General features: G+C 48.3%; 14 protein-coding genes, 1 tRNA gene and 1 pseudogene. 8 read left to right on the forward strand and 8 right to left on the reverse strand.

The window, feature by feature from the left end; genetic code table 11:
• From AB7U36_RS08435 to AB7U36_RS08460, 6 genes and pseudogenes are all read right to left on the reverse strand, one after another.
• Window positions 1–216: pseudogene (locus tag AB7U36_RS08435) on the reverse strand (RnfABCDGE type electron transport complex subunit G); the annotation flags it as partial.
• Window positions 209–1,174 (reverse strand): RnfABCDGE type electron transport complex subunit D, encoded by a 966-nt coding sequence (locus AB7U36_RS08440; protein WP_428159344.1) that lies wholly within the window; start codon window positions 1,172–1,174, stop codon window positions 209–211. The pseudogene AB7U36_RS08435 and the gene AB7U36_RS08440, both read right to left, overlap by 8 nt.
• A 16-nt stretch (window positions 1,175–1,190) precedes the next feature.
• Complete coding sequence (locus tag AB7U36_RS08445) at window positions 1,191–2,462, reverse strand: 4Fe-4S dicluster domain-containing protein (protein ID WP_428159345.1); 1,272 nt, start codon at window positions 2,460–2,462, stop codon at window positions 1,191–1,193.
• A gap of 91 nt (window positions 2,463–2,553) precedes the next feature.
• Window positions 2,554–2,919, reverse strand: coding sequence for a cytochrome c3 family protein (locus tag AB7U36_RS08450; protein ID WP_428159346.1), 366 nt, complete (start codon window positions 2,917–2,919; stop codon window positions 2,554–2,556).
• A gap of 130 nt (window positions 2,920–3,049) precedes the next feature.
• On the reverse strand, window positions 3,050–3,496 hold the full coding sequence (locus AB7U36_RS08455) for a SoxR reducing system RseC family protein (RefSeq protein WP_428159347.1): 447 nt from the start codon (window positions 3,494–3,496) through the stop codon (window positions 3,050–3,052).
• 39 nt (window positions 3,497–3,535) lie between these two features.
• Window positions 3,536–3,823, reverse strand: a complete 288-nt coding sequence (locus AB7U36_RS08460; RefSeq protein ID WP_428159348.1) for a hypothetical protein — start codon at window positions 3,821–3,823, stop codon at window positions 3,536–3,538.
• A 143-nt stretch (window positions 3,824–3,966) separates the two neighbouring features.
• On the opposite strand from AB7U36_RS08460, the gene AB7U36_RS08465 reads away from it, so the two are divergent.
• From AB7U36_RS08465 to AB7U36_RS08500, 8 genes are all read left to right on the forward strand, one after another.
• Window positions 3,967–4,042, forward strand: a tRNA-Asn gene (locus AB7U36_RS08465).
• Between the two features lie 338 nt (window positions 4,043–4,380).
• Complete coding sequence (locus AB7U36_RS08470; RefSeq protein WP_428159349.1) at window positions 4,381–4,596, forward strand: biotin/lipoyl-containing protein; 216 nt, start codon at window positions 4,381–4,383, stop codon at window positions 4,594–4,596.
• Between the two features lie 29 nt (window positions 4,597–4,625).
• Window positions 4,626–5,510, forward strand: a complete 885-nt coding sequence (locus AB7U36_RS08475) for a carboxyl transferase domain-containing protein (RefSeq protein WP_428159350.1) — start codon at window positions 4,626–4,628, stop codon at window positions 5,508–5,510.
• 3 nt (window positions 5,511–5,513) lie between these two features.
• Window positions 5,514–5,672 carry a hypothetical protein gene (locus tag AB7U36_RS08480; RefSeq protein ID WP_428159351.1) on the forward strand — a complete coding sequence of 53 codons (159 nt, stop codon included), beginning with the start codon at window positions 5,514–5,516 and terminating at the stop codon, window positions 5,670–5,672.
• Window positions 5,669–6,787, forward strand: a complete 1,119-nt coding sequence (locus AB7U36_RS08485; RefSeq protein ID WP_428159352.1) for a sodium ion-translocating decarboxylase subunit beta — start codon at window positions 5,669–5,671, stop codon at window positions 6,785–6,787. The genes AB7U36_RS08480 and AB7U36_RS08485 overlap by 4 nt, the downstream gene beginning before the upstream one ends.
• Window positions 6,788–6,961: 174 nt before the next feature.
• Window positions 6,962–7,510, forward strand: coding sequence for a dTDP-4-dehydrorhamnose 3,5-epimerase (rfbC, locus tag AB7U36_RS08490; RefSeq protein ID WP_428159353.1), 549 nt, complete (start codon window positions 6,962–6,964; stop codon window positions 7,508–7,510).
• A gap of 118 nt (window positions 7,511–7,628) precedes the next feature.
• On the forward strand, window positions 7,629–8,447 hold the full coding sequence (locus tag AB7U36_RS08495; protein ID WP_428159354.1) for a glycosyltransferase family 2 protein: 819 nt from the start codon (window positions 7,629–7,631) through the stop codon (window positions 8,445–8,447).
• Window positions 8,444–10,345: a polysaccharide biosynthesis protein gene (locus AB7U36_RS08500; RefSeq protein WP_428159355.1), complete on the forward strand. Its 1,902-nt coding sequence runs from the start codon at window positions 8,444–8,446 to the stop codon at window positions 10,343–10,345. The genes AB7U36_RS08495 and AB7U36_RS08500 overlap by 4 nt, the downstream gene beginning before the upstream one ends.
• On the opposite strand, the gene AB7U36_RS08505 is transcribed toward AB7U36_RS08500, so the two are convergent.
• Entirely contained in the window at window positions 10,340–12,232 is a 1,893-nt protein-coding gene (locus AB7U36_RS08505; protein ID WP_428159356.1) for a polysaccharide biosynthesis protein, read from the reverse strand. The two genes, AB7U36_RS08500 and AB7U36_RS08505, sit on opposite strands and share 6 nt — an antisense overlap.
• Window positions 12,233–12,269: 37 nt before the next feature.
• Window positions 12,270–13,133: a dTDP-4-dehydrorhamnose reductase gene (rfbD, locus tag AB7U36_RS08510; RefSeq protein ID WP_428159357.1), complete on the reverse strand. Its 864-nt coding sequence runs from the start codon at window positions 13,131–13,133 to the stop codon at window positions 12,270–12,272.
• Window positions 13,134–13,313: the final 180 nt, after the last annotated feature.

Here is a 13,313-nt window from a genome sequence, read left to right on the forward strand (position 1 = left end):
CTGAAGCGTGGTCCCATCAACAGTCACGTCAACGCGTTCCTGGATGGGATCATTGCTGATATCCGTGAAAATTTCTTTAATGGCCGGTGCTTTCTGAAATTTCAAAACCTGCTCTTCGATTTCGGGCCTGGTTGTCTGTTCAACGGCGGCAAGAAGGCCGCCGGATACTGCCGTAAGAACGGTCAGTACCACAATCATACTAAGCATCTCACGCATGGGGCACCCCCTTTCCAAGGGCTTTAGGTTTTATATTATCAATCAGCGGATTGACAAGGTTGATCAGCAGGATGGACAGAACCGTGCCGTCTGGATAGATACCGATATTACGGACCAGAATGATCATAAGTCCGCCTAAAAACCCGTAAATAAACATAGGAATGCGATAAACCGGTGAGGATGAATTTTCCACAGCCAGGAAAAAAGCACCTAAAAGGGTATATCCGGAAAACAGATGGAATAGGGGCGGGGCATATTTGTCGGGGTGGAGTACATAGAAAAGTGTTGCGGTAATCAGAATGCCGGCGATGAATGACACCACGACTTCCCAGCGGGTATACCCCTTTAAAATTAGATAAATACCGCCGATAATGATACCGAGCCCGAAGGTGGAACCAATACCCCCCACTTCATTACCCATCAGCAGATCAAAGTTGGAGAATAAGGCAAGGGCTGATGGACCCTGGGATTTCAGCGCCGCCAGAGGTGCGAGAGCCGTAAAATTAAACTGGTATGATACATAAGCCGTATCAAAGTCCAGGAAGGCGGGCCAGGACATCGTAAGAATGGCAATGCCCACCAGTGTAGGGTGGAAAGGATTACCACCGGAACCGCCAAATACGAATTTGCCCAAGACCACCGCAACAAATGTGCCGGTGATCACAACCCACCAGGGCATTGTGGCCGGAACCATCATGCCGAACAGCAGACCGATGACCGCAGACTCCATATCGGCAATGGCGACTTTCCGTTTTGAGATGACTGCCATGACCACTTCCCAGAGCATGGCTGATGACGCGGCAAGGGTCAACACCCCAAGCGCAGGTGCGCCAAACTTAAGAATACCAAAAATTGCGGCCGGTAAAAGGGCGATTATAAAATTCAGATTCTGTTTGAACAGGGTGTCTCCGTTATGCCAGAAAGGGGCGTGGGAGACGGTCAGTTTAGTGTTTGTCATTGGTTTCCTCCCATCTTCAAGCATTTTCACGAAGGGTCAACAGTTCATGTTTGCCCAGGCGGATATACTGATATAAAGGAATCCTGGCCCTGCATACATAGCTGCAAAGCCCGCACTCTATACAGGATTCCAGATCGAACCGGTCTGCTGCCTCTCCATAAAGGGTTGCTTCAAGATACCGTACCAGCAGGTTCACCGGTACATTGGCCGGACAGATGCGGATGCACTCGCCGCAATTGACACAGGCATTGTCCGAGAGTTCGGTAATCACATCCCTGTCCTGAACCATGATTGTATCCATATCAGGAACCACGGGGTGATGAATCGTATACGTGGCAAGGCCGCGCATGGGGCCGCCGATGATGACCCGGTCCCGTTCATTGATCTGAACATTAAAACAGGAAAGTATTTTACTGATGGGTGTGCCGATGGTGGCCTTAACCCGGTATTTTTTCCCGCCCTTATCAATCAGTGTGATTACCTTGTCAAACACCGGGTGTCCGGTTTCATAAATCCGGGCAAGGGAAACCAGGGCCTCGGGGCGGATAAAACAGACGCCCTCATTTTCAGGGCAGGTGCCTGGCGAAAGCACCTTGCCCAAATGATCTTTCATTACCATAGCCGGCAGGCTTGACGGGTATGTATCAGACGTTCTGAGTATATTGAACCCATCAAGGTCCACCTTGGTTGAAAGATTTTCAGGCACTGTAATGCAGATCCGGTCGGCCCGGGTCATTTCTTTAAGGATACTGGCCCCGGCGGCCATCTGGTCTGCATATGCGGTGCAGACAAATTGACAGGTATCACACAAAATGTCTGTGTCTGCACCTGTCACAACAATGGTCCTGATATTATACTCCGGGTTTGCCAAGGTTGAAAAGGGCAGTGCTCCGGGGATCTGTCCCAGGTAGCCGGCGGCAAACTCAAGAGTTTTTTCCAGATTTGTCTGGGCCCACTGCTCATCGCCTTTGGCCGGTGGATCCGGCTTGATCATTATATAGGTCGCTGTGTTGCCGAAGTCATCGGAATAGGAATCAAATCCCTTGACCGTACCTGCGACAGGTGACAGAACATAAGGCGTACTGTCATCGTAAAGCTTTAATTTCTGCCCTTTTTTGACAGCATCTCCCGGGCCGATTAAAGCCTTTTTTGCGCTGTTGATTTCTTCAGGCAAAAGAAGGGTAAGACTGCCAGGTACTGCAATCGGTTCGGCAGATTGCAGGGACGTATCAAGCAGATCATACGTCAGCCTATGTTTGGATAGAGCGAAAAAAGATCGTTTAATCATAATTAGTCCTTAAGTTTTGTAAAAATCTTAAGCCAAGCTTCAAATTTATTCAGGTTATATCCGTGGGTTGATATCCGTGATCCTGAAAAATTTATTTTGCGTGACATGCATTACATTCTACCGGACCCGCACCATAATCTTCATGGCATCCCTTGCACTGGGCGTGGAATGCGTCAGCCCTGGACGGCATGCTTTCATCACCTGTTTCCTCATGGCACTCACTGCAGTTGTAGGTTTCGCCATCTTCAAGGTTGTGATGGCAGTTCAGACAATCTAAAGAATAGTCGTCTGTGTGCATGAGGTGGGTGAATAAAACTTTGCCTGCTTTGTTCTGAAACATCAGTCTGACTGGATTATCCGGAACAGGTGGGGAAAAGGACGCGTAACATACAATCCCTGTGACCAAAAGAACGATCATGATCCATACAGCAATTTTCAGGTCTCGTTGTGATGTCATAACTTTTCTCTCAATTATTTAGGGGTTAGAGTTTAACGACGAACCCACAACTGCAAGCGTATATAGTATATTGATTTTAGATTTACAAGGGAAAAGTGGTGGAAATTTATTTATTACAATGATGCAATTTTCAGGAGCCGGGCTGAATTTTTTTTCTAACCAGGAAGGGTTTGTATTTGTCTCTTCCTGACATGCCCGCCTGTTTTTTTCGGATGATAAGAAAAGCAACTGCAAAAAGTAAAAAACCAAACCCCATGGACAGGGCAGATCTGCTCATTTCCAAGACAGGTGCAAGGGCATCTCCGATAAGTGCGCCAATGATGAGCAGAATAATTGGAAAGACATAAAGCAGAAAGCTTAAAAAAAGCATAGGTGCTGAATCAATGCCCACAGTCACGCGGTCTCCTTTTCCCACACCAAGCGTGTTTGGAACCATGATGGTCATTTCTTCGGAAGGATGATGGCTTACGCCGCAGGAGTCCTTTGAGGTACAGCTTTCGCAGGCTGCCGAGCGGGTGGTTTTAATCCAGGCTGTTTCAGGTGTGGCGTGGGTGACAATGCCGTCTTCGGTAATCATGATGCGCTCTTGTGAAAAATAGTTTCATATTTCATGATGTCAGGCAATAACATCAAGCAGGATGCCCTGGCGGCCCTGGGGCTGCTGAGTCTGCATGGTCTGCAGCTGGTCCTGGGCCTCTTCGGCGAGGGCTTCTGTATTTTCAGACTGCAGTGCTAACGCTTCCGGGGTGATGTCGACTTTGAAGGCTTCTTGGACGGGCTGACTACTTGCCTTATTCAGGTCAACGCTTGTTGCTTCCTTAGTATTGTTCTGGACAGAAGTCGTGTCTGCCATCAGCGCATTGGCTGTATAGGCATTCATTCCCTGAATACTGTTAATATTCATTGGTGTCCTCCCTTTGCTGAAATTTTTTGTGGCTAAAATTAACAATAATCTTAAGGGCAGGGGATGTCAAATTTTTTATTGAATTTGCTTGACAAAGAATTTTGGCTGATATATAACCCTCACGTCTTGTTGAAAGGCGCTGCTCCCCAGTAGCTCAGTTGGCAGAGCGAGTGGCTGTTAACCACTAAGTCCGCGGTTCAAGTCCGTGCTGGGGAGCCAAACATCAAAAAGGTCGTTCTTCATAGAAGAATTGATCTTTTTTTTGTTATAGAGCAAGTTTGTATCTGCAATGATATCAAACGGTTTCCTGAACTTCGGGTACAGTCTCCCATCCTTCCAAATTGAGTTCGAGTAAACAAATGGGTGTGTCCCACCTTTTACATGGCAATAAAATAATGGGGACTTTTGTGGACTTTCGCCAGAGCGAAACAAAGATAGTTTGTATAAAATATTGTTTTATTTCAATATGTTAATATGATTTGTTTAATATTATCCTGCGGGTTCGAATCCCACCCTCTCCGCCAGCATAAATGTAACCAATAAAAAAGGAGCCCCACATGTCTGAAGACGTATTAGCCCCCCTGTCAGGAAAAATTGTCAGCTTAAGTGTTGAGCCGGGTGCAGCAGTGGAAGAGGACGATGAAATTCTGGTTATTGAAGCCATGAAAATGGAAACCCCCATATTTGCACCCTGTTCCGGCACTGTATCAAAGATTGCCGTAAAGGAAGGGGATGCTGTGGAAGAGGATGATCTGCTAGCCGTAATTGAATAGGCGTCGATCGGTCGTCAAAGGAAGGACAAATGAAATCCTATTTTGAAAACATGGCGCCGTTTGGCAAAGCGCTCAAAAAAGGGACCATAAAACGCACCCAGAATAACTATGAGCAGGTGATTAAGGCTGAAAAACAGATCTCAGCCGCTGTGGACGAAGTTAAAAACGCAGGCCTTTCCGAAGAAAAGGTCAACCAGCGCGGCCAGATGACCGTATGGCAGCGGCTGGAATATATCGTGGACCCGGACACCTGGGCCCCGCTTCATACGCTGTTTAATCCTGCGGACAACATTGAAGGCACCAAGCTTTACCGCCAGGGGCTTCTCAAGATGAACGAATTTGTAACCCTTTGCGGCAGGGACCAAATTCCTGTGATCTGGTTCCAGGACACCTCGGGCATTGATGTGGGTGATGTTGCCGAAAAAGCCGAACTTTTAGGCCTGGGTCAGTCTCTGATCTACTCCATCCAGCAGTCAGGTCTCCCCATGATGCTTGTCATTCTGCGCAAGGGAACCGCAGCCGCCCACTATGTCATGGGCGGCCCCCAGGCCAACCGGAACAATGCCTTTACCCTGGGCACCTGTGCCACACAAATCTGTGTTATGCACGGTGAGACAGCAGCGGTTGCCACCTATGCAAGGCGGCTTGTCAAGGACAAGGAAGCAGACCGGGATCTTGAACCTGTGGTGGAGAAGATGAACGCCCTTGCTCAAAAATATAAGGATACATCAACCCCGCTTTACTGCGCAAAACAGGGCATGGTGGATGAAGTGGTGAGGCTTGCCGACCTGCGGCATTATATGCAGTCCTTTGCAGGCGCTGCCTACCAGAACCCCAAATCCATCTGCCCCCAGCACCAGATGATCCTGCCCAGAATTATACGGGATCATGCTGCAGCAAAGGAAAAGGAATAACGCATGGGTGATGCGGTAAGGGTATTTCTTATCGGCCTGTTGGGTGTATTTACGGGCATGGCCTGTCTTTACCTTTCCATCAAGATTACCCGGACGGCGGTCACAGCGGTGGAATCAAACAGGAAAGCCAGGGAAGATGCCGGGCAAAGGGGGGACAAATGAGCACTCTGTATTCCCTGTTTCAGACTACGGGCCTGTTTTATGTTACCCCGGGTATTGTGGTCATGTGGATCATCGGACTGACCCTGATCTACCTTGCCATTGAAAAATCCTATGAACCCTTGTTGCTGCTTCCCATCGGGTTCGGGATCATCCTTGCGAACCTGCCTCTGGCAGGGCTTATGGATCCCCATGACGGGCTGATCTGGAAATTTTACGAATATGGTATCCACTGGGAGATCATTCCGCCGGTGATATTTTTAGGCCTTGGGGCGCTCACGGATTTTGGGCCGCTCATTGCCAACCCCAGGCTGATTTTCCTTGGTGCCGGGGCCCAGGCAGGGGTGTACATCACCTTTTTTGCGGCCCAGACCTTTGGATTTGACCTGAAAGAGGCGGCAACCATAGGTATCATCGGCGGCGCAGACGGGCCCACCACCATATTCCTGGCATCCAAACTGGCCCCTTCTCTTTTAGGTGTCTGCGCCGTGGCAGCCTATTCCTACATGGCCCTTGTACCCATTATCCAGCCCCCGGTGATGAAACTTTTGACCACCGCAGACGAAAGACGAATCCGCATGGCCAAGGGCAGAAAGGTGGGAAAGCTTGAAAAAATGCTGTTCCCCATTGTCTCCACCTTTGTCATCATCCTGCTGGTCCCGGCATCCGCGCCGTTGATCGCCCTGTTCATGCTGGGCAATCTGTTCAGGGAATCCGGCGTGGTAGGGTGTCTGCACGATGCGGCCCAGAACGAACTGATGAATATCGTCACCATCTTTCTTGGGGTGCCCGTGGGCGCCACCATGAATGCGGAGAATTTTTTAAGGCCCCAGGTGATATTTGTCTTTTGTCTGGGGCTTTTTGCCTTTGTTGTCTCCACCATGACTGGGGTACTCCTTGCCAAGCTCATGAACCTTTTTTCCAAAAATAAAATAAATCCCCTGCTGGGTGCAGCCGGTGTCTCGGCCGTACCCATGGCTGCCAGGGTGGTTCATAAGGTGGGCATGGAAGCGGATAAGAAAAATTATCTGCTCATGTATGCCATGGGGCCTAATGTGGCAGGTGTTATCGGCACCGTGATTGCGGCGGGTATTTTTCTGACCCTTTTAGGGGGGTGATCCTCCCGGACGTTCAATATGGAACGGAGGGCACAAAATTCTTGAACTTCTTTTTCATATCTCATATAAGTCCATGTCATGAATGTATCTGTATAATTACAACCCCAAGGGATCTTGGCAGTTTCAAATGTTTTCCATGGCGAGGAACTGTCCCAAAACAGGATCAGGAGGCCGATGAAATACACCACATTAAATATCCCTGATATTGTATTAATGACACCCCAGGTATTCGGGGATCACCGCGGATTCTTCATGGAGACCTTCAGGGAAGATGAGTTCAATGAAAATGTTCAACATGCGCGTTTTGTTCAGGATAATCACAGCATGTCCGGCAAAGGCATTTTAAGAGGGCTTCATTACCAGATAAAACAGCCCCAGGGTAAACTTGTGCGTGTTATTGACGGAGAGGTTTTTGATGTTGCGGTTGATCTCCGGAAATCGTCTCCCTTTTTCGGTCAATGGGCGGGCGCAATTCTTTCTGCGGAAAATAAGAAAATGTTATGGGTTCCGCCCGGATTTGCCCATGGTTTTTATGTGTTAAGTGACACGGCACAGTTTATTTATAAATGTACCGACTATTATGCTCCTGGACATGAAAGATGCATCCTGTGGTCTGATAATACGATAAACATTCATTGGCCTATTCCGGATGGCAGTGTGCCGGTTTTATCTGAGAAAGATGAAAAGGGCGTCAATTTTAAAAATGCAGAGGTGTATGAATGAAAGTTCTGCTGCTTGGGGCAGGCGGCCTTAAACCCAATTCCCCTTATGCGGCCAGTAATGCCTCTTCAGATCATCTCGTCCGTGCCTGCCATGGGCTCTTCAATTATTCTCATTAAACATGAGTGTCTTATACGATAAAAAGGATAAGAATGCGTACATTGTTCCTGATATAACCGTTTCAATTGTTTCCCATAACAGTAAAGATGATCTCACGGCTTTAATGCCTACTTTGGCAAATTGTTTAAAACGGCTTAATGCCGAGATTCTGATTGTTGATAACAGATCAGAAGACGGGTCTGTTGAATTTTTGAAAAAAGCCTACCCCCAGGCTGTCGTCACTGTTAATAAAGTTAGAAAGGGGTATGGTGCCAACCATAACATTAACTTGGAAAAGGCAAGAGGGCGGTACATTATCTTCATGAATGCCGATATTGTTTTATCGGATCAGACCATTTTACAGCTGAAAGATTTCATGGATCACGATCATTCTATAGGTATCTGTTGTCCAAATGTGCTAAATGAAGATGGAAGCCTGCAATTTTTAAATAAAAGGTATCCAACCATTCTTGACCTTTTCGTTCGACGATTCCAGTTCCTTTTTTCAAAACGATTTATTCAAAACCGTTCCCGCTACTATGAAATGAGAGATACCGGGTATGAAAAATCCACTGATATTCCTTTTATTTCAGGGTGCTTTATGTTTTGCAGAACCAGGATTATAAGATCTGTAAAAGGGTTTGATGAACGGTTTTTTCTCTATTTTGAAGATGTGGATCTGTGCAGGAAGGTTCAAAAAAATGCCAGGACAGTTAGCTGTCCTGATGCTAAGGTCATTCACCGCTGGGAGCGAAGTGCCCATAAAAATGTTAAATGGTTTTTAGTTTTCCTGGAAAGTGCTGTCCGGTATTTTAATAAATGGGGCTATATTTTTAAATGAAAATATTGGTTTCCAGAAATCTGTTTGTTGTTTTGGCTCTGGACCTCATCCTGTTATGCGGCTCCTTTTACCTGGCCCATTTGATCCGGTATGACTCACTTAACGGCCGGCAATGGTTCTCCCATAGTTTTTTGTCTATTTTGCCCTGGCTATTGGGCGTAAAGTTCTTGTGCTTTTATTTTTTTGATTTATATAAAGGCATGTGGCGCTACACCAGTTTCAACGATTTGATCAGTATTTTTAAAGCGGCGTCAATTTCAAGTTTTATCATTATCATCCTGGTGCTTTATTTGACACGGTTTGAAAATATTTCCCGGTCTGTTTTTGTGATCGACTGGTGCCTTACCGTTCTGTCAATTGCCAGTTTAAGGTTGCTTGTGAGGCTTTGTTTTGAAGAGTTCACAGAAAAAGTAACCTTTCTGGATTTGAAAAATGCATTTTTAAGGATATTTCGTAAAAATGCAGGAAAAGGAAAGGGGACGCTCATCATAGGCGCCGGGGATTACGGGAGAAAAATTTGTCGGGAATTTAATGAAAACCCTTCTGTTCAGTCATATGTCCTAGGTTTTCTGGATGATGACCCTGCAAAAATCAATCGGAAGATCCATGGTGTGCCCATTTTAAATGTGATTGATAATCTGGAGCAGACGGTGAAAGCGACAGGTGCAAAGGATGTCATTATTGCTATACCAAGCCTGAGTTCAGATAAAATGCGTCATATCATAGGGTTGTGCAAAAAAGCCGGTGTCAATTTTAAAACAGTGCCCAACTTAGGCGAATTGATAGAGGGAAAAATTGATGTTTCATCCATTCGAAATGTTGAGTATCGGGATCTTCTGGGAAGAGAGCCTGTCAAACTGGATAAAGAGAAAATCGGGCTTTATATCAAGAATAAATGCGTTCTCGTAACCGGTGCGGGCGGATCCATAGGCACTGGCCTTTGCCGCCAGATATGCGTGTATGCGCCAAAAACGCTTGTTCTTTTTGAACGGGCTGAAAGCCCTTTGTTTGAAATTGATCATGAAATTAAAAAAAGGTTCAAGGGCATAAAGATCATTCCGGTTCTGGGAGACATTCAAGTCAAGGATGAACTTATAAACGTTTTCCAACAGACCCGGCCGGATATTGTATTCCATACTGCAGCCTACAAACATGTTCCCATGCTGGAGGCGCATCCGTGGAAAGCTGTGGAGAATAATGTTTTCGGAACCAAAAACCTGATTGAGGTGACCCACGCCTTTCAATGTGAAAAATTTGTCTTTGTATCCACAGATAAAGCGGTTAATCCCACCAATGTCATGGGCACAAGTAAGCGGATTTCTGAATTGCTGATTCAGGAAGCAAGTTGTGCATCAGGGGTTTCCACCTCATTTATGACAGTAAGATTCGGAAATGTGATCGGCAGTGTCGGCAGTGTGATTCCTTTGTTTAAAAAGCAGATAAAAGAACTGGGGCCGATAACTGTTACGCATAAGGATATGGTGCGATATTTTATGTTGATTCCTGAAGCATGCCAGTTGATTCTTCAGGCAGGAGCGATGGGTAAGGGGGGAGAGACCTTTATTCTGGAGATGGGGAGTCCGGTCAATATTGATGCCATGGCCCGGGATTTAATACGGTTTTCAGGGCTTGAGCCTGACATTGATATCAAAATTGAATATATAGGATTGCGGCCTGGCGAAAAAATGTATGAAGAACTCATGACGGACAAGGAAGCTGTCATTCCCACAGATCATGACAAGATTCTGGTTTTGAACACCAGTTGCCCAGATATGAAGGGACTGAACGGCAGGCTTGACACATTGAAGGAGATGGCAAACCTCCGGGATGGAAAAGGGATAAGGTCAATTATGAAAACAATGGTTCCTGAGTATGAAATATTTTACCCCAATTTATAGCGAATTATTCTTAAACTCGGGAACGATTTTCCGGATGCGCTCCACAATACGGTCGCGGTCCCGGCTCCGGGCCAGGGACTTCAAGGTTTCGAGCTCTTTAAACACAGTACACATATCACTCTCCTTGCCGTTCAGCACCATGATTTTTTCATGGTCTGTGGGGATGACATTTTCATCATCCGTTATCAATTCTTCGTACAATTTTTCCCCGGGACGAAGCCCTGTGTAGGCGATTTTAATATCCCGGTCCGGTTCAAAACCGGAGAACCGGATCAGGTCTCTTGCCATGTCATCAATCCGGACCGGTTTTCCCATCTCCAGAACAAAAATTTCCCCGCCATTTCCCATGGCGCCGGCCTGCAGGATCAGCTGACAGGCCTCGGGAATGAGCATGAAAAAACGGACCATATCCCTATGGGTAACCGTGACGGGGCCGCCCTCCCGGATTTGCTTTTTAAACAGCGGAATGACACTGCCCACACTGCCGATGACATTACCGAACCTGACGGTGATGAACCGGGTGCTTCCGCCGTTGCACCGGCTGTGGTTCTGAACGATGATTTCTGCGATACGCTTGCTGGCACCCATGACATTGGCCGGGTTGACCGCCTTATCCGTTGACACAAAGACAAAGCGGCGGCAGTTGAACTTGTGGGCCATGCGCACCATATTTTCCGTTCCTACAATGTTGTTGGTCACAGCTTTCCAGGGATGGGCCTCCAGCATGGGGACATGTTTGTAGGCTGCGGCATGGAAAATGATCTCAGGACTGTGGGCCCGGAAAATGAGATCAAGCTCGACCGTATCCTGGATGTCGGCCAGAAGAGGGACAATCCCGATCTCCGGGAAATCCTTTTTCAGTTCCAGCTCTATTTCATACAGGGGACTTTCCGCCCGTTCAAGAAGCAAAAGGGTTTCCGGGGCATACCGGCAGACCTGTCTGCAAAGCCCCTGACCAATGGAGCCTCCGGCACCGGTCACCATCACGCATTTTCCGCCAAGGTAACGGCCGATCCGCTCGGTATCCAGTTCCACAGGCTTGCGCCCCAGAAGATCCCGGTATTCCACATCCCTGACCGCATTGATGCTGACCCGGCCATTGATCAGCTCAGCCATGGAGGGAACGGTTTTGAATGGAATGCCTGACTCCCTGCAAAGCCCTACGATCTGACGCATCCGTTCGGGTATAAGGCTTGGTATGGCAATAATGATTTCATCCACGGCTTTGGCCTGGGCAATGAGGACTAATTTTTCAATATTGCCCAGCACCGGTATGCCGTGAATTTTGCGGCCTGTCTTCCTGGTATCGTCATCCAGGAATCCCTCCACATGGAATTTCAGTGAGGCATCTTCCCTGATTTCCCGGCAGATTTTCTCACCGCAGTCCCCGGCACCGATGATGAGCACGCCCTTGGTCCCGCCGGATCTTTTCCTGAAAATTCCGGCCAGGGCCTGCCCCACCTCGGCAAAACCAATCTCTTCAGTGAACTGTTCAAATACAACCCTGGTGACAATTCTGAGCATCCCGACAAGAAAGATAGAAAAACACCAGTCTATAACCAGCACGGAACGGGATACCCCTTGAAATCTGTTTATGTATAGAATCAATGCAATCGTGATCACCATGGCCAGGGTCATGGCCTTAACCACGTTAAACAGGTCGCTGAGCCCTGTGTACCGCCACATACCCCGGTAAAGATTAAAAAAATAAAAACAGACCAGCTTGATCCCGATAATCCAGGGGGCGAGCTGCCAGAGATGGGCCCCGATATGGCCGGGGATGGAAAAATCGAAGCGGATGAGATGGGCCCCGAAAAATGAGAGGCAGAGCAAGAGGGTGTCTGCCGCCAGGATGATATACAGGTTTCTTGAAACGATTAACTTCATTTCCAGTCCGCGTTCTAAGGTCCAAATCCTAGGCCTGCTACCGGTTGATCTCTCCGATCATGATCCGCAGCTGTTTCCGCCAGTGACAGGGTGAAAGCCCTGTGGCTTCCCAGGTGCCGGTTTTATCCAGTACGCTGTAGGCCGGGCGCCTGGCAGGGGTGGGATAGGCCCGGGTGGGAATGGGGGCAACCGGAATTTTTTTCTTCAGCAGTCCTGCGGCCAGTGCTTCTTCCTGGATGGCCACGGCAAAGTCATACCAGGAGGCCGCACCAGCATCGGTCCAGTGGAAAATACCGGCCAGACGCTTCTCCACAGACGCCCAGACGGCTTCAGCCAGTCCCCTGGCCCAGCAGGGGGTGCCGATTTGATCGTCGATAACGGTCAGGGCGGGTTTCTCCTTCATCAGCCGGATCATGGTGTGGACGAAATTATTGCCGTGGGATGAGTAGAGCCAGGCAGTACGGATGATCAGTGTATCTTCCTCCAGAACCTGTTTCACAGCCTTTTCCCCGTCCAGTTTTGTCCGGCCGTAAACCGACTGGGGGGCAGGGACATCTTCTGGCCGGTACGGCCGGCTTCCTTCCCCGCTGAATATAAAATCCGTGGAAATGTGGACCAGTCGCGCTCCGGCCCGGGACACGGCCCGTGCCAGATTCCCGGCACCCTCGCAGTTGATGGCATGGGCCGCGTCCCGGTCAGACTCGGCCCCGTCCACGTTGGTATAGGCCGCGCAGTTAATCACCCAGTCCGGGATCGCCCTGTCCATCACCCCGGCAATGGATTCCGGGTTTGTGATATCAATCTGCGGCATATCCACGGCAGAAATGTCAATGCCCTGGGGAATTGTTCTCTGAAGCTCCCAGCCCAGCTGGCCGTTGCTCCCCACGATCAGCACCTTCATGCCCCCCCCCCGGCCGAAAGCAGGGTCGCTTTTTTTTCTGCAGACATCGCTATTACCTTCCTATTCAACTGGTTTGATGGTTTCGGAACAGGTTCTTCAGATAGGTTCCGTAATCGGTTTTGCTGTAGTGCTCGGCCATGGCCAGAACCTGATCCTGGTCAATATACCCCATACGGTAGG

It is taken from the genome of Desulfobacter sp., assembly GCF_050177295.1.